Raw genomic sequence first — 23,217 nt, 5'->3', positions numbered from 1 at the left:
ATCCCCGGCTCATCGCGGCACCCTGTTTCTCAGCACTCCCTCACACCCGCCTCACCGGAACGTCACCGCTGATTCCTAGCGTTCGCGGCAGCGGGGGGGGGGGGGGGGGGACCCCCCCCCCCCCCCCCCCCCCCCCCCCCCCCCCCCCCCCCCCCCCCCCCACACACCCCCCCCCCCCCCCCCCCCCCCCCCCCCCCCCCCCCCCCCGGGGCCGTACGGAGCCAGGGGAATGGCTCAGTGGTTGGCGGCACCGTTGCCGGACAGCACCGGGATGTTGTCCAGGATGTGCGACAGCGGCTCGTCGCCCTTGGCCTGGGTGGAGTTCTCGGTGCACTGCTGGTTCTGCGGCGACGACAGGACGTTGATGTCCTGGACGGTGACCGGCACGACGCCGACCAGCGAGCCGACGTTGCCCTTGAGCGGCAGCGCGAGGCAGGGCTTGTTGAGCGAGCCCTGGACCAGCGCGAACGACGGGCTCATGTAACCGCTGGTGTACGTGTTGCCGTAGCTCTGCTCGGAACCGTTGCCGTTGGCGGTGGTGGTTCCGTGGTCGTCACCGATGGCCATCGCGGAGGGGGCCACCGACGCCGAGACGCCCGCGATGGAGACGGCGACGGCGGCCGTGGCGAGGAACTTCTTGATCACGGTTGGTCCTTCTTGGGTGAGATTGCCCTGTACATGGGTCTACATGGGTCGCACTGACCAACCGGCTCCCAGGCGATTAGTAATGATGTTTCACCCGAATGGATAGAACCCCCGGAGGCCGGGCGCCAGGGCGTATCGGAAGGGTGACGGCGGTGACGTGGGTTGACGTCTCGTCAACACCGGTCATGTGATCGTCATAAGACATTCGTCCTGCTCGGCGGGCCGCGCGCCTTACGTGAATCGTGCGCCGAGGTCTGCGACCGTGCATTCCTGTTTCACGAGGATTACCTGACAGGCACGGGATTCGTTGACTCCACGCAGCCCGCTCGAACGCGCGGGCGCGCACATGACACGCAGCAAACCCATCGGCTTCTCCTCGGCCCCGGTCGGTCCACCGGAGACGGTCACGGAGATGGTCACGGACAGAGAGACGGCGCGCGATGCCGCAACACCAGTACGAACTCGCCGGGCTGACGGTGCTCCATGTGACCCAGCCCGTCGAGGGCGGAGTCGCCCGCGTCGTCACGGACCTGGTCCGGGCCCAGCTCGACGGCGGTACGCGCGCGGTGGTGGCCTGTCCGCCGCACGGCGCGCTCCCCGAAGCCGTCACGGCGGCCGGCGGCCACGTCGTACGGTGGCCGGCCGGCCGCTCGCCGGGGCCCGGCCTGCCGCGCGAGGTCCGTACCGTCGCCCGGCTGATCCGTGCCGTCCGCCCCGACCTGCTGCACGTCCACAGCGCCAAGGCCGGGCTCGCGGTACGGCTGGCCGTACGCGGCGGCCTGCCGACCGTCTTCCAGCCGCACGCCTGGTCGTTCGACGCCGTCACGGGACCGACCGCGCGGGCCGCGCTGCGCTGGGAGCGGTACGCCGCCCGCTGGGCCGACCGGGTGCTGTGCGTCAGCGACGCGGAGCGGCGCGCGGGACAGGACGCGGGGGTACGGGGTACGTGGGCGGTCGTGCCGAACGGCGTGGATCTCACGCACTTCACGCCCTCGGCGGACGTCGGTTCGGCGCGGGCCGCGCTGCCCGCGCTGTCGGACCTCGGGCCCGACACCCCGCTGGTCGTGTGCGTCGGCAGGCTCTGCACGCAGAAGGGCCAGGACGTGCTGCTCAGGGCGTGGCCCCGGGTCAGCGAGCGGCTGCCGGACGCCCGTCTCGTGCTCGTCGGCGAAGGCCCGGCGCTGCGGCCGCTGCTGCGGGACGCGCCGCCCGGTGTGCTGTTCGCCGGGAGCACCGTGGACACCGCGCCCTGGTACCGCGCGGCCGACGTCGTCGTCCTGCCGTCCCGCTGGGAGGGGATGGCGCTCGCGCCCCTGGAGGCGATGGCCTGCGGACGGCCGGTCGTCCAGACCGACGTCAGCGGCGCCCGCGAGAGCGTGCCGCCCGCCGACGCCGCCGGTTCCGTCGTCCCGGTCGAGGACGAACGCGCCCTCGCCGACGCCTTGCTGAGGCTCCTCACCGATCCGGTACGGCGCGCCGACGCCGGTCGCCGCGCGCTCGCGCACGTCCGCGAACGGCACGACGTACGAAGAACCGCTGCCGCCGTCGCCGACCTCTACCGCGACGTCCTCGCGCTGCCCCAGCCGGGCCGCCCCACCGAGAGGGTCACCCGATGACGTGGGAGAGCGCGCGCGTGCCGCCGCCCACCCCCACCGGCCGCCCCCTCCCCTCAGGAGGCCGCCCCGCCGACCGCGCACCCGCGCCGGGGGGCCGTACGCCCGACCGCGAACCCGCGTCCGGAGGCGGTACGGCCGACCGCGCACCCACGTCCGGAGGCCGTGCAGCCACACCCGGGGCCCGTACGGCCGACCGCGAACCCGCTTCCGGAGGCGGTACGGCCGACCGCGCGCCCGCGTCGGGAAGCCGCCCCGCCGACCGCGCACCCGCACCCGGGGCCCGTACGTCCGACCGTGCAGCCGCACCCGCGGCCCGTACGGCCGACCGCGCACCCGCGAGCGGGGGCCGTGGCGAGCGCGTGCTAGGCGTCGTCGGCCAGGCTGCGGAGAACACCACGGCGACGCCCGGCCAGGGCGGTGACCGCGCCCAAGGGGGCGGGCCAGAACCGGCGCCCGCGCGCGCCGCCGGCCGCAGGCTCAGCTTCGCGCTCGCCCCGGCCTCCGACACCGCGTCCAGCACACCCCCGAGGTGGGGCGGCGACCGCAGCCTCCGCTTCACCCTCGGCCCACGCCCCGAGTCCACGACCCCCGCGACTGCCACCCGCGCCCCGGAACGCCCCCGCGCCGTCACGCGCGGCCAGGAGCCGGAAGCCGCTGCGGGCCCGGCGCCCGGGCGGGCCGTCGACCGGGGGGTCGGTGTCGCGCTGGACACGGGGCCCGGGACCGGCTCAGCCGGGCGGGGCAACGGGCAGGCGGCTGAGGCGTCCTCGGCCGGGCGGGTGCTCGGGGTGGTCGTGGGGCAGGGCGGTGACGGCGGAGGGCGGGCTCCCGTGTTGGCGTCGCGGCAGACGCCCGCGTCGGCACCGCGGCAGACGCCCGCGACGGTGTCCCGACCGCGGCACCGGGCGTTTCGGCAGCGGGTGGCGGGGCCGCTGGTGGCGGCGGACTGCGCGGCGGCGCTGATGGGCGCGTTCGCGGTGCGGGCGGATGTGGGGCCGCTGCTGCTGGCGCCGCTGCTCGGGTGCCTGGTCCCGGCGCTGCGCAGGGCGCGGCTGTACCGGCCGGGGTTCGCGCCGACGGCGTCGGACGAGGTGCCGGCGCTGGCGCTGTGCGCGACGCTGGCGTGGGGCCTGGTGGCCGTGACGGCCGCGGCGACCGCGCCCGAAAGCGCCCTCGGATGGAGCGAGTTGCTGACGGCGCTCGTGCTGACCGTGCTCGGCCAATGGGTGCTGCGCGGGGTCGTGCACGGCGCGCGGCGCCGGTACGCGCGGCTGCACCCCGGATCGACGCTGATCGTGGGCGGCGACGGGTCCGTACGCGAGGTCGCCGCCGTGCTGCACGCGCATCCCGAGTACGGGATGCACCCGGTGGGCATCGCGGCCACCGGCCAGGTGCCGGGGCAGGAGCAGGGTCCGGGGCCCGGACACGGCACCGCGCCCGACGACTTCCCGCTGCCGGTGCTGACCGGCCACGGCGACATCACGCGCGCGGTGATCCAGAACTCGGTGCGGTACGCGGTCGTCGCGGGACCGCAGCCGCTCGACGCGCGTACGACCGCGACGGTACGGCTGCTGGCCGCGCAGGGCGCCTGCGTCTGGCAGGTCACCGCGGGTCCCGGCCCCGGCGACGGCCAGGCGGCCCCCGGCCACCTGTGGGGCTTCGCGTGCCGCCGCCTCGACCCGTATCCGCCCGCGCCGCCCGGCCGTTGGGGCAAGCGCGCCCTCGACATCGTGCTCGCCTCGGCCGCCCTGCTGGCGCTCGCGCCGGTCCTCGCGGGCTGCGGCCTCGCGGTACGGCTGACCGACGGCCCCGGTGTGCTGTTCCGGCAGGAGCGCATCGGCCTGGGCGGACGGCCGTTCACCCTCCTGAAGTTCCGTACGCTGCGGCCGGCCGACCCCGGCGAGTCCGCGACGCGGTGGAGCATCGCGCACGACCGCCGGGTGAGCCCGGTCGGCCGACTGCTGCGGCGCACCTCGCTCGACGAGCTGCCGCAGTTCTGGAACGTGCTGCGCGGCGACATGAGCCTGGTCGGTCCGCGCCCCGAACGCCCTTATTTCGTGGAGCAGTTCAGCCAGACCCACCCCGGCTACCAGGACCGGCACCGGATGCCGGTCGGCATCACCGGGCTCGCCCAGGTGCACGGGCTGCGCGGCGACACCTCGATCGCCGACCGCGCGCGGTTCGACAACCACTACATCGACAGCTGGTCGCTCTGGCAGGACGTCAGAATCCTCGCCCGCACGGCGACTTCGCTCTTCCGGTTCGGTGGGAGCTGAATCATGGCCACGATCGCCACGCCCGCGCCCGCGCGAAACACGGTGCCCGCGCACCGAGCCGAACGCACCCCTCGTATCCCCCCGGGCCTCGCCCGATACCGCTGGCTGGCACCGCTGTTGCCCGCCCTGGCGACCGTGCTGCTGCTCGCGGCGCCGGTCAGCACGGGCGACGTCAGCACCTCGGGCAAGGTCACCCCTGCCGACGCCGCCTCCGCCGTACTCATCCTGACCGTCGCCGTACGGCTGCTGCGCGACCGGGCACGGCCGCTGACCGCGACCGCCGCGGTGGTGCTGGGCGCGCCCGTCGTCGGCTTCGCGCTGTCCGCGATGACCTCGGTCGACCCGGCGGCCGGACTCGCCGGATTCCTGCGCTACGCCCAGGTGTTCGTCCTGGTGCCCGCCTCGCTGGTGCTGCTGCTGCGCGACCGGCGGGACTTCGCGGTGGTGGCGGGAGCCGTCGTCGCGGTCGCCCTCGTCCAGGGCGCGATCGGCGTGTGGCAGTACGCGACCGCGACCGGCGCCTCCTACATGGGCGAGGACATCAGGGCGGTCGGCACCTTCGGCCCCTCGGACATCATGGGGATGGCGACGGTCGTCGCGTACGGCCTGGTCATCGCCACCGGCTGCGCGCTCGTACCGGCCGCGGCGGGCGCGCCCCGCTGGCTGCGTCCCGCCGCGCTGGCCTGCGCGGCGGCGCTGCTCGTACCGCTGGCGGTGTCCTTCAGCCGCGGTACGTGGATCGCCACGGCCGTCACGTGCGCGGCGATGATCGTGCTGTCGGGACGGCGTCAGGCGCTGCGCGTCTTCGGCGTACTGACCGCCTCCGCCGTGCTGTTGGTCGGCGGGCTCGGCGTGGGCTCGCAGATGATCGGGCAGCGGGTCAGCAGCATCACGCAGGTCACCGCGGACCCGGACCCCTCGGTCACCGACCGGTACACGCTGTGGGCCGCCGCCGTCAGCATGTGGCGCCAGCACCCGGCGACCGGCGTCGGCCTCAAACGCTTCCCCGACGAGCGCGACGGGCACGCCTCGCTCGCGCTGTCGTCGGGCAGCGACACGGCGGGGGCCGGGCAGCGCTTCACCCGTGAACCGCTGCTGTCGCCGCACAACATGTATCTGCTCGCGCTCAGCGAGCAGGGTCTGATCGGCTTCGCTCTCCTCGTCGGCGGCTGGGCCGCCTTCCTCACCCGCGGCACCGACCGTCTGCTGCGCGCCCGCCGCGCGGGCAACCGCGCACCGGGCGCCGCCGCGAGCGGACTGGCCGCCGTCGGGCTGCTGATCTGGCAGTGCGTCGACTTCCTCTACGCCGACATCGGCGGGCCCTCCACCGTGCTGACCGCGGTGCTGCTCGGCCTGACGGCCTGGTGGGCGCTGTCGCCCGCGGCGGACGCCGCTGCCGACGCGGACCTCGGCGCCGACGCCACGGACGGCCGCCGCCGATGACCGCGAGTGCGGCGACCGCCGCCCACGAGGACGACGCGCCGACCGGCCGTACGCTCCGGGTCCCGGACCCGGCTCCTGGCGACGGCGACGCCAACACCAACGCCAACGGAAGCGGCACCGGCACCGGAAGCGGCGCCAGAAGCGGCGTCGACACCGGCGTCGAATCCGGCCCGAGCTCCGGCTCCGGCTCCGGCTCCGGTTCCGGGGGCGACCGGGGGTCGAAGGGCCTCGCGCGGGCCGCCCTGGTCACCGCCGTGCTGTCGGTGGCCGGTTCCGTGCTGGGGCTGGTGCGCGACCAGGCCATCGCCCACCTCTTCGGAGCCGGGGCGGCCAGCGACGCGTTCCTCGTGTCGTGGACGGTCCCGGAGCTGGCGGCGACCGTCCTGATCGAGGACGCGATGGCGCTGCTGCTCGTACCGGCTTTCGCCGCCGCCCTCAGCAGGCGGGCGGACGGAAGGGCGGCCGACGGCCGGGCGGCGCGGACGGGCGATCCCGTACGGGCCCTGCTGGCCGCCACTTTGCCGCGGCTGACGCTGCTGCTGGCCGTCGTCGGAGCCGCCATCGCGGTGGCCGCGCCGCTCGTGGTCGACGTGCTGGCGCCCGGACTGACCGACCACCGCCTCGCGGTGGACTGCACGCGGCTGACCGCCGTGACGGTCTTCACCTTCGGCCTCGCCGGGTACCTGAGCGCCGCGCTGCGCGCCCACCGCCGCTTCCTGCCGCCCGCCGCGATCTACGTGGCGTACAACGTCGGCATCATCGGCACGCTGTTCGCGCTGCACGCCCGCTGGGGCGCGCGGGCCGCAGCGGCCGGTGTCGCGGTCGGCGGCCTGCTGATGGTGCTCATCCAACTGCCCGCGTTTCTGGCCGAGTTGCGCACCGGGCGGCAGACCGTACCGGCGAAGACCGCGGCCATTCCCGAACAGCCGCAGCGCGAGGGACAGTTGAGGAACGCGGGCCGGTCCGGGCCCGAAGCGCCGTCCCTGACACGCGAATCCGCCCCGGCAGGCGGCCGAGCGAGCGCCGGAGCCCGGTCCCACCGGGCCCCGCGCGTCCGGACCGGCCCCCAACTCCCCACGCGGCCCAAGGCGTCCCGCCTCGGCCTCGCCCTGGTCGCGCCCGTCATCTTCTTCACCGTCAGCCGCCAGGCCCAGGTGCTGATCGAGCGGTTCTTCGCCGCGCCCCTGCCGTCGGGTGCGATCTCGCACCTCAACTACGCCCAGAAAGTGGCGCAGATGCCGATGGTGCTGTCGGTGATGATCTGCACGGTCACCTTCCCCGTCGTCTCGCAGGCGCTCGCCCGCGGCGACCGGGAGCGGGCCAGACGGCAGGTGCAGCGCGACCTGACGGTGGTGTGCGTCGTGGTGCTGCTCGGCACCGCCTTCATCATCGGCTGCGCCCCGCAGATCATCCAGGTGCTCTTCCAGCGCGGCGCGTTCGACGCCTCCGACACCGCGGCGACGGCCGCCGTGATGCGGGTGTACGCGCTCGGGCTGCTCGGCCAGAGCCTGGTGGGCGCGCTCATCAGGCCGTACTTCTCGGCCGCCCGGCCGACCTGGTACCCGGCCGCCGCCATGTCCGCGGGCCTGCTCGTCACGATCGGCGCCGACGCGGCGACGGTCGGCGCGTGGGGCGCGTACGGCATCGCGGCGGGCAACGCCGCCGGGATCACCGTGACCGCCGGACTGCTGGTCCGCGGCCTCGCGGCGCACACCATCGCGATCGGCGCACGCCAACTCCTCACCGGCGTAGGCCGGATCACGCTTGCCGCGGCGGTGGCCACCGTCGCCGGCTGGGGCCTCGGATCCCTGATCCCCGATCCGCTGGCCGCGACGGCGGTGTGCTGCATCGCCGTGCCCGTCACCTTCGCCGCGGCGGCCGCCGCGGTGCGGGTGCCGGAGGTTCCGCACCTGCTCGCCACAGCGAAACGAAGGCTGTCCCATGCCTAGTTCGAACGCCATGCCCGGCTCCGTGCCGGAATCCGTCCTCCGATCCGTACGCAGGCCGTCCCCCGGCCCGGCCCCCGAATCCGCGCCCGTGTCCCCCAGCGGACCGGCCTCGGTACGCACCAGCGCGCGGACGACCGCGTTCCGCCCGTCGCCCGTGTGCGCCTCCGGCGCCCGCTCCGGCTCAGGACCCGTCCCAGGTCCCCGGCCCGACAGCGCCGCCGACCGGGCCCGCGCGCACAGCGCCGCGCGCAGCCGCAGGCGGCAGGCCGCGCTGCCGTGGACGCTGATGTACCACTCGGTGGGCGACTGCCGGGACGACCCGTATCTGGTGACCGTCTCGCCCGAAAGGCTCGGCCGCCAACTGGAGTGGCTGCGCCGCAGGGGCCTGACCGGCGTCGGCGTCGGCGAGTTGATGCGCGCCCACGCGGCCGGACGCGCGAGCCGCATGGTCGGGCTGACCTTCGACGACGGCTACGCCGACTTCCTGGAGTACGCCGTCCCGCTGCTGCTCCGGTACGGCCACACCGCGACGGTCTTCGTGCTGCCCGGCAGGCTCGGCGGCGTCAACGCCTGGGACGAACAGGGCCCGCGCAAGCCGCTGTTGACCGCCGACGGCATCCGCGCGGCGGCGGCGGCCGGGATGGAGGTCGGCTCGCACGGCCTGCTGCACCTGGACCTCACCGCGGTCGACGAGGACGAGCTGACCGTCGAACTCACCGAGAGCCGCGAGCTGTTGCGGGAGATCACCGGCCACGAGCCCGACGGCTTCTGCTACCCGTACGGCGCGACCGACGCCCGCACGGTGGCCGCCGCCCGCAGCGCCGGTTACCGCTACGCGTGCTCGGTCGACCCCGGCCCGCTCGCCGGGACGTTCGCGCTGCCGCGCGCGTACGTCGGCCAACGGGACGCGGCGGGGCGGCTGAACGCCAAGCGGCTGCTGCACAAGCTGCGGACGGCGACGGCCGCCGGAGGGCCGCCCGCCGCGCCCGCGCCGACGCCCGTGCCGGGAGACGGGATCAGCGTCCTGCCCGGCGTGCGGGACGGCGGGCAGTCAGGCGGGCAGGCCAGCGGGCGGGACGGCGGCCGGTCCGGCGTTCGGGACGGCGCGCCGTCCGGCCCGGGGTCCGGCCGGGGGACGGCCGCTCCGGAGGAGCCCAGGTGAGGGTCCTGCACGTCATCACCGGTCTGGGCATCGGCGGCGCGGAGCAGCAACTGCGGCTGCTCGTACGCCACCTGCCCGCCTCCTGCGAGAGCGAGGTGATCACCCTCACCAACCCCGGCCCGGTCGCGGACGCGCTGCGCGCCGACGGCGTACGCGTCACGCACCTGGGCATGACCGGCAACCGCGACCTGTCCGCGCTGCCCCGGCTCACCCGGCAGATCAGGGCAGGCCGGTACGACGTCGTGCACACCCACCTCTACCGCGCCTGCGTCTACGGCCGCCTCGCCGCGCGACTGGCCGGGGTGCGTACGGTCGTGGCCACCGAGCACTCGCTCGGCGACTCCCAGATCGAGGGCCGCCCGCTCACCCGTGGCACCCGCGCGCTGTACCGGGCCACCGAACGGCTGGGCGTGGCCACCGTCGCCGTCTCCTCGACGGTCGCGCGCAGGCTGCGCGAGTGGGGCGTGCCCGACCCGCGTATCCACCTGGTGCCCAACGGCATCGACCCGGCCCGCTTCCGTTTCGACCCGGCGGTGCGCGCCGCCGCACGGGCCCAACTCGGTCTGCCCGAGCGGGCGTTCGTCATCGGCGGGGTCGGCAGGCTCGTACCGGGCAAGAACTTCGACACCGTCATCCGCGCGCTGGCCGGTGTCCCGGACGCCCATCTCCTCGTCGCGGGCACCGGGCCCGAGCACGACGCCCTGCTGCGGCTGGCCCGTTCGACCGGCGTCGCGCCGCGCGTGCATCTGGTGGGCGCGGCGGGCGGGGAGGACGGCAGCGGTGTCATGCCCGACATGCCCGCGCTGCTGGCCGCGATGGACGTCTTCGTGTCCGCGTCGCGCGAGGAGTCCTTCGGGCTCGCCATGGTCGAGGCGCTGGCGGCCGGGCTGCCGGTGCTGCACACCGCGTGCCCCGCGATCGAGGACCTGCCGCCGGACAGCGCGCCCGGCGCCCGCCGGATCGGCACCGGCCCGCGGGACCTCGTCTCTGCGCTCCAAGCCCAACAGGGCGCGGGCGTACGGCGGTTGCCGGTGCCCGCCGCCGTCGACAGCTACCACATCGCCCACACCGCCGACCGCGTGATGCGGCTGTACGCAACGGCAACCACATCCGCATCCGCATCCGCCACCGGCGTGGGGCCGGGACAGAAGAAATGAGACCGCTCATGCAGGACACCGCAGTGCAGGAGAAGGCCGCGATCCGCGACGAGGGCCGCGCCCCCGCGGGCAGGCAGGGGCGCGGGCGCCGCGCTTCGTGGCGGACGCCGCCGCGCTGGCTGCCGCTGCCCCTGTGCCTGGGCATCGGCCTCGCGGGCGGCCTCGGTTACGGCCTGACGGCGGCCCCGCAGTACGCCGCCACCAGCTACGTCATCGTGGTGCCGCAGCACGGCGACGCGACGACCACCACCGGTTTCGCGCAGGCGTACGGGCGGGTCGTCACCGGTTCCGCGGTGCTCGCGGGAGCGCAGGCCGCGTCCGGGATGGCGGTGGACGACCTCAAGGGCAGCGTGCAGGCCGCGACCTCGCCCGACGCGCCGATGATCTCGATCACGGGGACGGCCCGGCGCGGGGCGACCGCCGCGAAGGTCGCCAACGCCGTGGCCGATTCGCTTGCCGCGACCGGCAACCGCAACGCCGGCAGCACCGGCGTCCGCCTGCTGGTCTTCTCCCCCGCCACCGCCCCCACCTCTCCCTCCTCGCCCTCCACCGCCCTGTCCGCGGCGGTCGGCGCGAGCGCGGGCGGCCTCCTCGGCGCCCTCTTCCTCCTGGTCCGCCCCCGCTCCCGCCGCGAGCCCGCCTACGGCGCCTCCCTCCCGGCCCCCACCCCGGGCCACGCCCCGACAGCGATCCCCAGGGAATCCGTATGACCACCCCCGCCTCCGCCCACCCCCGGCCCACGCCCGAGACACCCCCGAAGCCCCCGCCCGCCCCCGGGCCTGCGACGACCCCGATGGCTGCGCCCGCGCCAGCGCAGGCACCGCGAGCGACCACCGGCAGCACGGGCGGCAACGCGGCCGGACGCGTATCCGAACCGCGAAACGCCCCCGGCGCCGACATCGGCGCACCGGACGGGCGCGGAACCCCGCCCGCGTCGGCGCGGGCACGGCGGGCAGTCGCCGATCGCGCGGACCGGGGCGGGGCTCCGGCCGGGGACGGGGGCGGGCTCAGGGTGGAGGTGTGCCGGGACGGCGAGGCGTTCGGGGGGATGGCCGCGCAGTGGGGGCGGTTGTACGGGCGGTGCGGGGCGGCGACGCCGTTCCAGAGTCACGCGTGGCTGTATTCGTGGTGGCTGTCGTACGGCAGGCGCGGGCGGCTGCGGGTCGTGGTGGTGCGGCGGGGCGAGGAGTTGGTCGCGGCGGCGCCGTTGATGGTGACGTACCAGCCGGTGCCGGTGCTGGTGGCGCTCGGCGGGGCGATCACGGACTACGCGGACGTGCTGGTGGACGACGCGGATCCGGCGTACGCGGCGGCGTTGACCGGGGCGCTGCGGCGGTTGGCGCGGACGGCGGTGATCGACCTGCGCGAGGTACGGCCGGGCGCGGCGGCCGAGCGGGTGTACGGCGCGTGGCGCGGACCGCGCAAGGACCTGGAGGACTCGGTCTGCCTGGAGCTGCCTGGCCTGCCGATGGACGGCCTGATCGCGAGGGTCGGCAGTTCGCGCGGCCAGCGCATCCGCTCGCAGTTGCGCAAGCTGGACGCGGCGGGCGTCGAGGAACGCGCGGTGCCCGCGCACGAGGTGGCGCCCGCCGTCGAGACGATGCTGCGGCTGCACCTGCTCCAGTGGCAGGGCCGAGGGGTCACCCCCGAGCACGTACGCCCGCGCTTCGCCGAGCACCTGACCCGCGCCGCGCGGCTGATGGTGGCGAACGGCGACGCGGCGGTCACCGAGTTCAGCCTCGGCGGCGAGGTGGTGGCCGCGAATCTCACCGTGCTCTGCCCGAGCCTGGCCGGCGGCTACCTCTACGGCGCCCACCCGGACCTGCGCACCACCAAGGTCGACGTCACGACGCTGCTGATGCGGCACGGCGTCCGGCAGACCCAGGACGGCGGCCGGGCCGCCCTCAGCCTGCTGCGCGGCGCGGAGCCGCACAAATTCCACTGGCGCCCCGACCACCTCGCCAACCGCCGCCTGCTGCTGACCACCCGCCCGCTGGCCGTCGTCCTCCACAGCCGCGTCGCCCTGGCCGCCGCCCGCACGCGCCTGGCCGCGACCGCCAAGCGCCGCCTGCCGGTGCTGCGCGCCTGGCGGGCCGGGCTGAACGACCGGCTCGCCAGGCGCGGCGGCAAGGCTCAGGGCGCGTAAGCCGCCCTGCGGCTACCCGGCCGGCGGCGTCGGGCTCGTCGCGGGCGCGGCCTCCTGCACCGACTCCGGCTTCACGGCGGACGTGGCCGTCGGCGGCAACGTGGGTGTCGGTGTCGTCGGCACGGCCGGAGTCGGCGCCTCAGGCGTCGGCGACTCGGACGTCGGCGCGGTCGGCGTCGGCGAACCAGGCGTCGGCGAACCGAGTGTCGACGCGCTCGGCGTCGGCGTCGCCGTCTGCTCCCCCGGCGCCTTCGGTTGCAGCTTGATGCAGACCTGACCGCTGGCGTACTGCTTCTGCATCTCCTCGCTGAGCTGGAGCGGCAGGCACGCCTCCACCACGGGCGGCAGCGGCGAGGGCCCGGCCTGCGGCACCGGCGTCGGGCCCGGCGTGACGGCCGGAAGCAGAGTCGGTACGGCCACGGGTGTGAGCGCCGGGGTCGGCGTCACGGGCGGCAGCACGCTGGGCGTCGGGCTCGCGCTCGGGCTGACCGCCGGGCTCGGCGACAGGTCGGGGGACGGCGACACCGAGGGCGTCGTCGGCGCGGTCGGAGTCGGGCTCGGCGACAGCGACGGCTCCGGGGTGAGCGTGCCGCTCGGCGTCGGCGTCACCGTGGGCGTGTCCGTAGGCGTCGGGGTCTCGGTCGGCGTCGCGGACGGGCTGACCGAGGGGGTCGGCGTATCCGTAGGCGTGCCCGAAGGCGTATCCGTGGGCGTCGGCGTCACCGTAGGCGTATCCGTGGGCGTCACCGTGGGCGTCGGCGTGACGGTCGGCGTGTCCGTGGGAGTCGGAGTGCCGGTCGGCGTCGGAGTCTCCGTCGGTGTCGGCGTCTCCGAAGGCGTGGGCGTCTCCGTGGGCGTCGGCGTCTCCGAAGGCGCAGGCGCCGGCTTCAGGTCGAACAGCGCGTTGCGATACACCTTCGAGGACTTCGGGTTCTCCGTGCACTGCCACACGCCGTGCGGGCAGTAGTCGGTGATGGTCTGGTACACCGGCTGGTGGTCGTTGATCCACTGGAGCATCTGCCGCATGTAGTCGGGGTTGTCACCGTTCCTGAACAGGCCCCACTCCGGGTACGAGATCTCCTTGCCGTGCAGGTCGGCGAAGTCGACCTGCGCCTGGAGCCCGTACGCCTCGTTGACCTGGTCGTAGAAGGTCTCGCCGGGCGGCTGGTCGTAGGAGTCCATGCCGACGATGTCGACGGTCGCGTCACCGGGGTAGCACTCGGTCCAGCCGATGGCGTCCTGGCCGCGGTTGGGCGTGAAGTCGAAGCGGAAGCGCTGGCCGGGGACGGCGCGCATGGCCTTGACGATCCGGTTCCAGTACGTCTTCCAGCCGGACGGGTCGGGCCCGCAGCGGTGGGTGTACGTGGTGCCGTTCATCTCCCAGCCGAGGACGATCACGGTGTCGGGCACGCCGAGGTCGACCAGCCGGTGGGCGAGCCGGGTGAAGTGGCCGTCGAAGTCGCCGCGCGCGCCCTCCTGGATCAGTTCGCGTACGTCGCGGTCGGGGACGCGGTCCTCGTTGTGCTCCTGCATCGGCACGTTGAGGACGAAGAGCCGGTCGGGCTTCGCGCGTTTCCAGGCGGCCCACGGCTGGAGCAGCCCGCCGCTGCCCTCGATGCCGGACCAGTCGTCACCGGGCAGATACGTATGGCCGACCGTCGCCTCCGTACCGCCGAGCCAGGATTCCAGGGCGCCGATCCGTGCTACGCCCTCGGCGCCGGAGTCGGTGAAGGCGCCCATGGGGGCGTACGAGGCGCGCGGCGGGGGCGTGGGCGTGGACCCGGAAGCACCGGCGGGACCGTTCGAGCCGTCAGGGCCGTCAGGGCCGTTCGATCCGCTGGCGCCGCTCGATCCGTTGACGCCGTCCGGGCCGCCCGGTCCCGTGGCGCCCTCCGCGCCGACGGCACCGGCGAGCGCGGTGACCAGGCGGCGGCCCGCGCCCGGCGGGTCACCCGCGATGCCGGACAGTCCTGACACGATCAAGGCGGCCGACACGAATCCGACGCCCGCACCCGTCAGCCACTGGCGTCGGTTGGCCATGGTCACTCCTCGTTCGCTGTCCGCTGTGCGTGGTGCGTGGTGCGGTGACCGCCGTGCGACCGCACGGAAATCGGACTCCTAACGATCAGTCATAACGTATGAGTAATAAGCGCGCCCCCTGACGTAGACCAAAAGCGGTTCCCACGACAGTTCCTACCCGGCCTCAAACAACCTGGCGGTCCGTCAATACCGGCACCGGGCCGATCGCGATATCACTCGGGCGGATGAAATTCCTTGCATCGCCCACCGATTATCCGGGTGACTCACCCCTACGGCGGCATGATGAGCCGCGGAAACGGCCGGAGGAGAGGAGTGTGTCGGACATGAGCGAAGCCATCGAGAACGGCAGCGGAAAACACTCACGACCCCGGGTGGCGACGCGACGGCGGTTGATCAGGCGCGGCATCACGACCGTGGCCGCCGTATCGGGGACCACCGCGGCGCTGCGTCCGATGCTGGCCGCGAGGCAGTCGGACACCGCGGTCGCCGAGCCCGCCGCCGGGTACGACAGCGCCGCCGCCGGGTACGAGCCCGCTCCCGTGCCGGGCGCGGGGGCCGCCCTCTTCGACGAGGTCTACCGCGGGCGCCGCATCCAGGGGTTCAGCTCCGCGCGGGACAGCGGCGTCGACATCCGGATCGACGGGCGCCCGCTGCACGTGATGCGGCGTGTGGACGGCAGCTTCATCAGCATGGCCAACCACTACCAGCCCTTCCCCACCGCCCTCGGCACGGCCCGCGGCGCGGTCGACGTGCTCGGCCGCGCCCAGCTGTCCACGACCGCGGAGCACCACCACTGAGCGCCGTCCACGGGCGCCCGCACTGAGCGCCACCACTGAGCGCGGCACCACGCGCCACCACTGACGGCTGAGCGCCGTACGACCGCCGAGGGGTCAGTTCCTGTGTACACGCGAATGAATCAGCGGCATCTGACCAGCAGCCAACGCTCCCGGTTCGTCGAGGCCGTGCTGGAGCTCAAGCGCGTGGGCGGCTACGACAAGTACGTCATCACGCACGGCAAGTACTTCGCCGCCGACGGCGAGAGCGGGCTGCGGGTCGCCCACATGGCGCCGACCTTCTTCCCCTGGCACCGCCGGTTCCTGCTCCAGTTCGAGGCCGATCTCCAGATGTTCGACCCGGGCGTCACCATCCCGTACTGGGACTGGACGTACGACAACGCGCAGAGCTCTTCTCTGTGGGGCCCGGACTTCATGGGCGGCAACGGCCGCGACAGCGACGGCCAGGTGATGACGGGCCCGTTCGCGTACCAGACCGGCGACTGGCCGATCAATTACGGGGTCACGCAGGAGAAGTACCTGACCCGCAACATGGGGCGGCCCGACCGGCCGATCGTGCTGCCGACGAAGGCGGAGCTGGACAACGCGCTCGCGATGCCGGTCTACGACGTCGCGCCGTGGAACTCCGCCCCGTCCACCAAGGGCTTCAGGAACAAGATCGAGGGCTGGACGGTCAGCGACACCAAGGGCGGCTACCTGCACAACCGGGTCCACCAGTGGGTCGGCGGCCACATGATCGGCGGCACCTCGCCGAACGACCCGGTGTTCTGGATGCACCACGCCTTCCTCGACCTGGTGTGGATCCGCTGGCAGCGGCTGCACCCGAAGTCCGCGTACCTGCCGTCCATGCCGCTGTCGGCCAAGGACCCCGAGCACGGCCGCGTGATCAGCAGCAACGAGCTGATGCCGCCGTGGAACGAGAAGCCGTCGGACTACTTCGACCACCGCTCGTTCTACCGCTACGAGGAGAGCTGACGCGCTCGCGCCGCGGGTGACGGGCCGCGGGTGACAGGCGGAGGGAAACGCGCCGAGGATGACGGGCCGAGGGAAAAGAAAACGGCCTCCCGCACACAAGGTGACGGGAGGCCGCGGTGGCGCGGAATTACCACTCGCCGCCGTCGTGCCCGGAGACGTTGGCGCACTGGTTGCCGAACGCCGGGTTCAGCAGGCCGATGACGTCGACGGTGTTACCGCAGACGTTGACCGGGACGTGCACGGGCACCTGGATGAGGTTGCCGGACAGCACACCCGGCGAACCGACAGCGGCACCCTGCGCGCCGGAGTCGGCAACAGCCATACCGGCGCCGGCGGCCAGAACGGCACCCGCCGCGGCGGTGACGGCCGCCGCCTTTGCGATACGCGACATCAAGATCTCCCTGAGACGAAACCCAACCGCAAATACCTGCGGCGTTGACGCTGTGCGCAACGGGGGGAGATCACGAATAGTCACGCATGTTGGGCTGAATCGGTGACGGCGTATCAAAATAGGCCAAAGGGGTGAGCGCTGTTCGCGCTCACCCCTTCGGGTGTCACATCCGGCCGGAGCACGGCTCGAAGCGCCGCTCAGGAACCCTGTGAACCACGGCTCCGGCTACGCCCGGCGCTCGGTCAGAGCGGCAGGCCGGGGGCCGAAGGGAGGCCGCCGGGCAGCGACGGGAGGGCGGGCAGACCGGGCAGGTTCGGCGCCGGCAGGCCACCGCCGAGGACGGTGGCGACGACGACGTTGACCAGGCCGGTGACGACGGCCGTGGCGGCGGTCAGCAGCCCCGCCGGGTCACCGGCCGTGGACGCCTTGACCAGGTTGTCGACGGCCGTCTGGAGCGCGGTGAGGGCGTCGGCCTTCAGGTCCCGCGTGGCGGACGGCTTGGCCGACGGCTGCGTGGCGACCTTGCCCGAGGGGCTGCCGAGGCTCGGCACCGCGGGGGCGGCGGGAGCGGCGGGAAGAGCCGGCGCGGCCGGCGCGGCCGGAGCCGCGGGAGCCGCAGGGGCAGCGGGAGCCGCAGGGGCGGCAGGAGCGGCGGGGACGGCCGGCGCGGCGGCCTTCGCCGCGTCGATCGCCGACTTGGCCCCGGCGGCGTCGGCGGTGATGGTCTCGGGCTTGACGGTGCCGGGCTTGGCGAGCACGTCCTGGACCAGTTTCGTGACCGGGGTGAGCACGCCTGCCACGTCTCCCAGTGACTTGGCCTGCGCGAGCAGCGCGGTCGCGTCCGGCGCGGCCGGTGCCGTCACGGTGCCCGCGGGCTTGGTGTCTGCGGGGGTGGCGGCAGCGGCGGTCGTCGTGAGCGCGCCGCCGGCGATGGTGGCGACGAGCGCGGAGGCGACGACCACGCCGGTGATCCGGTGGGTACGCATGGAAAACAGTTCCCTTCGGTGGTGAACAGCTACGCCACCACCGTGAAAAGCAGACGGTATTACCGCAACTGCTGAGAATGGCCGCCGCCCACGAGGGTGGCGGCGCGAACTGTGTGAACTGCGGATTTCCTGTTTTCAACCGCTGCCGATCCACATCACCCTGATGGGCCGTTAGGGTGCGTACGCGCGGCCGACTTCTCCCCTAACGGAGGAATCCGGGAGCCTCGGGTCGCCCGCGGAGGTGATATCCGCCCCGGCCGGGCTCTCCCGGCGGTTAGGGTCCGGCGCATGAGCCAGACCAATACCGCCCTGAATTCCGCCCTCCAGCGCCGACTCGGCACCCTCGTGGTGATTCCGTGGGCCGGTGAACACCATGAGGACGGCCGCGACATGCCGTTCCTGATGGCCTATTCGCTCGGTGACGGGCCGGACGGCCCGGAGTCGGGGCAGGAGGCGGCGCTGGCCGTCGCGGAGGAGGTCGGGCTGCCGGTCGGCGGCGCGATCCTCGACGTCAAGCAGGCGCCGAACGTCCCGGTGAAGGTGCTGGTCGAGGGCGGCAAGGCCGTGCTGACGATGCCGTACCTGCACGCCGCGTGCCCGGTGCCCGAGCAGTGGGTGGCCGCGGCGCAGGACCGGGGCGCGGTGTACTTCATCCTCGCCACCCGCCCGTGGCCCGAGGCCAAGCCGGGCACCCCGGTGACCGAGGAGACCCTCCAGGGCTTCGCCGGGGACACCGACGTCCTGGGCACCGCCGCGCACTGCCTGGTGCCGGTGGGCACCCTCAAGGGTTAGAGCCCGACACTCGCGCGCAGGGGCGCCCCGCCGGACCGGAGAAGTCCCGCGGGGCGCCCCTGCGTGTGGTGGGTCTGTGCCTACGCGCCCGCACGCGTCCCGTGCGTACGGCGTTTGGCTCGGGTCAGTGGACCAGGTCGTTGGCGGCGGTGACCGCGTCGGTGCCCGCCTGGGCGACGTTCTTCACGTCCTGGACCTTCTGGTCGACCTTGTAGTCGCCGAGCACGCTGGCGGTGGCGCCCTTGGCCTGCTCGCCCGCGGCGCTCGCGGTGATCGCGGTGCTGCTCAGGGTGGAGCCCAGGTCGGCGGACTGCTCGGCGGCCATGGCGGCGGGGGCGCCCGCCGCGATCAGGAAGGAACCGGCGGCGGCGGTGGTGAGGATTCGGCTTACGTTCATGATCGATACAACGCGCGAACCGCCCGCAGGGCACGCGGACCGTACCGGTCCTGGTCGGCGCGGGACCGCGGGCCCTCCCGCCGCGCGCGCCCCCGCTGTTGCACTGGCGTGACAACGGCAGCACAGGAGACGGACGTTGCGGGAGCACTCTTTGTGTCACCGGCACGAACAGCCGGAGCCGGCCGGAACAGCGGGACACCGCCGCGAGCGGCCGGAGAACGCCGCACCGCATCCGTTCCTGGGGGGAACCCGATATGTCCGTTCGTGCCCGTGGCCGTCGCAGCACCGCCGCCGCCATCGCGCTCACCGCCGGGATCACGGCGGGTGCCGCCCTGCTCCTGTCGGCCTGCGGCCCCGCGGACGGCACCGCCTCCGACCCGGCGCCCTCGGCGACGAGCGGCGCGAGCGGTCAGCCCACCCCCAGCGGGAAGGGCGGCAGCGGCGGCACCGGGGGGAACGCGGGGGACGACGGCGCCAACGGCTCGGGGGCCAGCCCGGTGGGCAGCAGCACCAAGCTCAACGGCACCGCGCACTCCGGTCTGACCATCAGCGACGGCACCCGCTATGTCGTCATGAACGGCACCCGGGTGGACTTCGGCACCGAGGTCCGCGACCTGGCCTGGTCGCCGAACGGCGCGAAGGCCGCCTTCATCGACGGCGACGGCGACCTGGCGGTCAGCGACCCCGACGGCAGCGGGCGCGTGATCGTCGCCAGGAACCCGGGCGACCAGAACTGGTCGCACCCGACCTGGCAGGTGCGCGCGAAGGACCCGCAGAACGGCCTTCCCGCCCTCGACAACATCCTCTTCGCCGGCCGCCGGGGCGGCACCGCCCGGCTGTACGGCGTCCCGGCCACCGCGCACGGCGGCACGCCCAAGGTGCTGAGCCTGAACCACGAGTCGGACGAGAACGTGAAGCCGCTGCCCCAGACCGGCAACGTATGGCCCAGCTCGGCGGGGAAGTACGGCACCGCCGTCTACGCCAACACCGGCGACGGCAACGTCTACATCCGCGACGACTACCTGCGGCAGCAGGGCTACGCGCTCACCCCGGGGTCCGAGCCCGCCATCGGGCCGACCGAGGACGACGGCATCGTCTTCGTCCGGTCCGTCGGGGGCCACGACCACCTGTTCCTGGAGACGCCCCACGACGGCGCGCCCGTGTACAAGGACCTGACCCCGCAGGCGACCACCGACTACACCGAGCCCGCCTTCGAGCCGAACGGCAGGACGGTCGTGGCCCGTACGCCCAACGGCATCGTGCGGCTGCCCGTGGACGGCTCGCAGGCGCCGGTCAAGGTCTCCGACTACGTCGGGCTCCCGGCCTACCGCGCCTGAGCCAACTCGGCCCGCAGCGCGTCCAGATGGGCGTCGGCGGTGTCGTGCGGCAGGAATTCCACCACGTCGACGAAGCGGAACAGCACCTGTGACGAGGTGACCGCGAACTCGTAGTCGGCGAAACCGACGACGGCGCCCAGCGTGCCGCGCACCGCGCCCCGGACGACATGAGCGGTCATGTCGTCCGGGTTCCGCGCGTCCAGGCCGCGCCGCGCGTTGGGCCGCGCCAGGTACGGGCAGACCATCGAGGCGTAGAGCATGCAGGCGCGGTGGCCGGGCCCTTCGAGGGTCGGCGCGAGATTGCGGTACGGGCGCCCGGCGGCCAGCGCCTCGCCGATCGCGGCGCTCTCGGAACCGCCCACCACCCGCCACACCGGGCCGCGCGGCATCAGCGTGTCGCACACCGAACACAGCCGCTGCCGGGCGCAGTTGGCGCTGCGGTCGTAGTCGGTCAGCGCGAACTGCGGCTGGTCGTCCTGCCACGGGGTGATCGCGGGCACCGGGTAGCCGCGCGGGTCGCGGGGCCTGACCTCGACGGTCGGCGGCATCGGCACGGAGTCAAAGCGCACGGCCCATCCCTATCAGGCGGAACGGTCCCTGCGGAACAGCCGTCCGAACCCCGTCCGCCGCCCGCCCCTGCCGGAATCGGTATCGGTTTCGGTATCGCTATCGCTATCGGCGGCCGTAGCCCTACCCGTATCCGTATCCGCGCTGTCGTCCGTGCCCGTACCGACGGCCCGCGCCGCGTGCCAGTCCGCCACGACCTTCTCGACGTCGAACAGGCCGAGGTTGAGGGGCGGTCCCTCCGGGGGGCGGCGCAGGGCCTCGCGGATGCGGTCGTTGATCTCGGTGAGGATCTGCCGTACCTGCCGCTCGGAGCGCGCCCGCGCTATCGCGGCCGTCGCGTCCTCCGCCGCCTTGCGCAGCACGAGCGTCGGCGGCAGCGCGGACAGGCCCTCGCGGTGCATCTTGCCCTTGATCCACCACAAGTCGTCGTACGGGGTGTCCAGCGAGGCCAACGGCTTTCCCGCGCCCGGCAGTTCGGCGAAGTCGCCGCGCTGCTCCGCCTCGCGGATCTGCTTGTCCACCCACGTCTCGAAGGAGACACCGGCGGGTTTGCGGTCGGTCATACCTCGCTCCTCACGTGGGCGCACGCAGCGGGTGGCGTACGTACCAGGTTACGGCCGTGCCCGCGCGGCCAGCAGGGCGACGTCGTCCTCGGCGGCGGAGGGCGCCAGGCGGTGCACGATCCGGGCCAGGAGCGCGTCCAGCGGTTCACCGTCGGGCGGGAGGACGAGCGAGGCCAGCCGGGCGAGCGAGGCGTCGATGTCCTCGGTACGGCGTTCCACCAGCCCGTCGGTGTAGAGCAGCAGCGTCTCCCCCGCGCGCCACGGCACGTACACCGTCTCGTACGTGCCCCGCAGGTCCGCGCCGAGCGGCGGTCCCGGCGGTACGGCGAGCAGCCGGACACGGCCGTCGGGGGTGACGACGGCGGGCGGGAGGTGGCCCGCGCTGGCGAAGAAGCAGCCGCCGCGCGCCGGGTCGGCGAGGCCCAGCAGGCAGGTGCCCGGCCGCTGGGCGCCCGCGGCGGCCAGCAGCGCGTCCATCCGGCGCAGGACGCGGTCCGGCGCGTCGCCCTCGCCCGCGACCACGCGCAGCATCGAGCGGTAGTGGCTCATCTCGACGGCCGCCTCGACGCCGTGCCCCATCACGTCGCCCATGGCCAGCAGCGTCACGCCGCCGGGCAGCGCCAGGGTGTCGAACCAGTCGCCGCCGACCAGGTCGGTGGCGCCCGCCGGGAGATAGCGGGTGGCCACCTCGACCCCGGGGTGCGGGGCGCCGGGCGTGGCCAGCAGGGCGCGCTGCAACTCCACCGCGATGCCGTGCTCGCGGGTGTAGCGGCGGGCGTTGTCGAGGCTGATCGCGGCCCGGTCGGCCAGCGCGCGGGCGATGGCGGTGTCCTCGTCGTCGAAGCCGGGCGAGGTCCCGGCTCTGATCAGCGTGACCGTGCCGATCCGGTCGCCGCGGGCGCTCAGCGGCACGACCAGCACGGAGTGGATGCCCGCGGCGCGGTAGGCGGCGACCCGCTCGGCGTTCGGCGCGGAGTGGGCGATCTCCTCGTCGCGCGGCAGATTCTGCACCACGGGACGCCCGGTCTCCAGGCAGGTCGGGATCGCCGAGCCGCGCTGGTAGACCACGTACTCCCCCGGCGTCCCGAAGATCCGCACCCGCTCGCGCAGCGCGGGCCGCGCGGCCATCGCGGCCCTGCGCAGCCGCAGCGCGCCGTCCGGCGGGGGGCGGCGGCGGGCGCGCGGGCCGCTGTCCAGCACCTCGACGGTGGCGGTGTCCGCGATCACCTCGACCAGCAGGTCGGCCAGTTCCTGGCAGGTCGGGTCCATCTCCAGCGTGGAGCCGATCCGGACGGCCGCCGCGTCGAGCAGCAGCAGCCGCTCCTTGGCCCGTTCCAGCTCGCGCTGCGCCTCGTGGTCCTCACTGACCTCGATGATCACCGCGCCGATCCCGCCCACCCCGCCGTCCCGGCCCTGGAGCCGGTGGTACGTGCACTGCCAGTAGCGCGTGGTGTGCGGCGAATCGGCCCGGGTCTGGCCGCTGGAGAGCAGCTCGCGCGGTGTGCCGTCGGCGAGCACCATCCGCAGGACGCCCTCGCCCACGTCCACGCCCGGCACGGTCTCGGCGATGGTCCTGCCGATGTGCGCGGCCGCTTCGACGCCGTTCATCCGGGCGAGCGCCGGATTGACGTACCGGTAGCGCAGGTCGGGGCCGAGTACGGCGACACCCGCCGCCGTCCCCTCCAGCAGCGCGCGCCACAGCGACTCATCCGCGTTCACCTGTTCCACAGTGCACGCAGGGTGGCGGGGCCGCGAATCGGGACGGCGGAGGGGCCGCACGGCGGCCGTACCCACGGGGTCGGGGGGTCCGGGGATTCGGGGTCCGGAGAGGCTCGGCGGGGCCGGGGGCGCGGGGTCCGGAGAGGCTCGGCGGGGTCGGGGGCGCGGGGTCCGGAGAGGCTCGGCGGGGTCGGGGGCGCGGGGTCCGGAGAGGCTCGGCGGGGTCGGGGGCGCGGGGCGCGGGCTGATATAACAGCGCTGT

General features: G+C 74.3%; 18 protein-coding genes and 2 pseudogenes. 12 read left to right on the top strand and 8 right to left on the bottom strand.

Annotation, left to right across the window (positions count from 1 at the left end):
* Positions 1 to 234 precede the first annotated feature (234 nt).
* Positions 235 to 645, bottom strand: coding sequence for a rodlin (locus ACZ37P_RS37475; RefSeq protein ID WP_355336500.1), 411 nt, complete (start codon positions 643 to 645; stop codon positions 235 to 237).
* A gap of 440 nt (positions 646 to 1,085) precedes the next feature.
* Here ACZ37P_RS37475 and ACZ37P_RS37470 point away from each other — a divergent pair, with 440 nt between their 5' ends.
* From ACZ37P_RS37470 to ACZ37P_RS37435, 8 genes and pseudogenes are all read left to right on the top strand, one after another.
* Positions 1,086 to 2,261, top strand: coding sequence for a glycosyltransferase (locus ACZ37P_RS37470; protein ID WP_467350923.1), 1,176 nt, complete (start codon positions 1,086 to 1,088; stop codon positions 2,259 to 2,261).
* A gap of 359 nt (positions 2,262 to 2,620) precedes the next feature.
* Positions 2,621 to 4,537, top strand: coding sequence for an exopolysaccharide biosynthesis polyprenyl glycosylphosphotransferase (locus tag ACZ37P_RS37465; RefSeq protein WP_467350921.1), 1,917 nt, complete (start codon positions 2,621 to 2,623; stop codon positions 4,535 to 4,537).
* A 3-nt stretch (positions 4,538 to 4,540) separates the two neighbouring features.
* The gene (locus ACZ37P_RS37460; protein ID WP_467350920.1) at positions 4,541 to 5,980 is read left to right on the top strand and encodes an O-antigen ligase family protein; all 1,440 of its coding nucleotides are present in this window, start codon (positions 4,541 to 4,543) and stop codon (positions 5,978 to 5,980) included.
* Positions 5,977 to 7,929, top strand: a complete 1,953-nt coding sequence (gene murJ / locus ACZ37P_RS37455) for a murein biosynthesis integral membrane protein MurJ (RefSeq protein WP_467350919.1) — start codon at positions 5,977 to 5,979, stop codon at positions 7,927 to 7,929. The genes ACZ37P_RS37460 and murJ overlap by 4 nt, the downstream gene beginning before the upstream one ends.
* Positions 7,930 to 8,215: 286 nt before the next feature.
* Positions 8,216 to 8,899, top strand: a pseudogene (locus ACZ37P_RS37450) (polysaccharide deacetylase family protein); the annotation flags it as partial.
* A gap of 188 nt (positions 8,900 to 9,087) precedes the next feature.
* Entirely contained in the window at positions 9,088 to 10,248 is a 1,161-nt protein-coding gene (locus tag ACZ37P_RS37445; RefSeq protein WP_355336505.1) for a glycosyltransferase, read from the top strand.
* 8 nt (positions 10,249 to 10,256) lie between these two features.
* A complete protein-coding gene (locus ACZ37P_RS37440; protein WP_355336506.1) occupies positions 10,257 to 10,958 on the top strand; it encodes a YveK family protein in 702 nt (233 codons plus the stop codon).
* Between the two features lie 338 nt (positions 10,959 to 11,296).
* Positions 11,297 to 12,394 (top strand): GNAT family N-acetyltransferase, encoded by a 1,098-nt coding sequence (locus ACZ37P_RS37435; RefSeq protein ID WP_467350917.1) that lies wholly within the window; start codon positions 11,297 to 11,299, stop codon positions 12,392 to 12,394.
* 12 nt (positions 12,395 to 12,406) lie between these two features.
* Here ACZ37P_RS37435 and ACZ37P_RS37430 read toward each other — a convergent pair whose 3' ends face one another.
* Entirely contained in the window at positions 12,407 to 14,434 is a 2,028-nt protein-coding gene (locus ACZ37P_RS37430; RefSeq protein ID WP_467350916.1) for a glycoside hydrolase family 26 protein, read from the bottom strand.
* Positions 14,435 to 14,757: 323 nt separating this feature from the next.
* On the opposite strand from ACZ37P_RS37430, the gene ACZ37P_RS37425 reads away from it, so the two are divergent.
* Both ACZ37P_RS37425 and ACZ37P_RS37420 read left to right on the top strand, forming a co-directional pair.
* Positions 14,758 to 15,231, top strand: coding sequence for a tyrosinase family oxidase copper chaperone (locus ACZ37P_RS37425; protein ID WP_355336508.1), 474 nt, complete (start codon positions 14,758 to 14,760; stop codon positions 15,229 to 15,231).
* Positions 15,232 to 15,333: 102 nt separating this feature from the next.
* Positions 15,334 to 16,203, top strand: coding sequence for a tyrosinase family protein (locus ACZ37P_RS37420; protein ID WP_355336509.1), 870 nt, complete (start codon positions 15,334 to 15,336; stop codon positions 16,201 to 16,203).
* Between the two features lie 127 nt (positions 16,204 to 16,330).
* Here ACZ37P_RS37420 and ACZ37P_RS37415 read toward each other — a convergent pair whose 3' ends face one another.
* Both ACZ37P_RS37415 and ACZ37P_RS37410 read right to left on the bottom strand, forming a co-directional pair.
* The gene (locus ACZ37P_RS37415; protein ID WP_188284466.1) at positions 16,331 to 16,594 is read right to left on the bottom strand and encodes a chaplin; all 264 of its coding nucleotides are present in this window, start codon (positions 16,592 to 16,594) and stop codon (positions 16,331 to 16,333) included.
* Positions 16,595 to 16,836: 242 nt separating this feature from the next.
* Positions 16,837 to 17,580 (bottom strand): hypothetical protein, encoded by a 744-nt coding sequence (locus tag ACZ37P_RS37410; RefSeq protein WP_467350914.1) that lies wholly within the window; start codon positions 17,578 to 17,580, stop codon positions 16,837 to 16,839.
* A 288-nt stretch (positions 17,581 to 17,868) separates the two neighbouring features.
* On the opposite strand from ACZ37P_RS37410, the gene ACZ37P_RS37405 reads away from it, so the two are divergent.
* On the top strand, positions 17,869 to 18,372 hold the full coding sequence (locus ACZ37P_RS37405; protein ID WP_355336511.1) for a DUF5949 family protein: 504 nt from the start codon (positions 17,869 to 17,871) through the stop codon (positions 18,370 to 18,372).
* Between the two features lie 124 nt (positions 18,373 to 18,496).
* Here the strand turns inward: ACZ37P_RS37405 and ACZ37P_RS37400 are convergent, their stop codons facing one another.
* Positions 18,497 to 18,769: a hypothetical protein gene (locus ACZ37P_RS37400; RefSeq protein ID WP_188284469.1), complete on the bottom strand. Its 273-nt coding sequence runs from the start codon at positions 18,767 to 18,769 to the stop codon at positions 18,497 to 18,499.
* A gap of 254 nt (positions 18,770 to 19,023) precedes the next feature.
* Between ACZ37P_RS37400 and ACZ37P_RS37395 the strand changes: the two genes are divergently transcribed.
* Positions 19,024 to 20,106 carry a TolB-like translocation protein gene (locus ACZ37P_RS37395; RefSeq protein ID WP_467350912.1) on the top strand — a complete coding sequence of 361 codons (1,083 nt, stop codon included), beginning with the start codon at positions 19,024 to 19,026 and terminating at the stop codon, positions 20,104 to 20,106.
* Here ACZ37P_RS37395 and ACZ37P_RS37390 read toward each other — a convergent pair.
* The 3 genes and pseudogenes from ACZ37P_RS37390 to ACZ37P_RS37380 all read right to left on the bottom strand — a co-directional run bounded on the left by ACZ37P_RS37390 (position 20,094) and on the right by ACZ37P_RS37380 (position 22,955).
* Complete coding sequence (locus tag ACZ37P_RS37390; protein WP_391126729.1) at positions 20,094 to 20,675, bottom strand: hypothetical protein; 582 nt, start codon at positions 20,673 to 20,675, stop codon at positions 20,094 to 20,096. The two genes, ACZ37P_RS37395 and ACZ37P_RS37390, sit on opposite strands and share 13 nt — an antisense overlap.
* 168 nt (positions 20,676 to 20,843) lie before the next feature.
* Positions 20,844 to 21,236 (bottom strand): annotated as a pseudogene (locus ACZ37P_RS37385) (DnaJ family domain-containing protein); the annotation flags it as partial.
* Positions 21,237 to 21,284: 48 nt separating this feature from the next.
* Complete coding sequence (locus ACZ37P_RS37380) at positions 21,285 to 22,955, bottom strand: SpoIIE family protein phosphatase (RefSeq protein WP_355336514.1); 1,671 nt, start codon at positions 22,953 to 22,955, stop codon at positions 21,285 to 21,287.
* Positions 22,956 to 23,217: the final 262 nt, after the last annotated feature.

The organism is Streptomyces sp. NPDC024632, from assembly GCF_055559175.1.
This window is presented reverse-complemented; position numbering and strand designations above follow the sequence as displayed.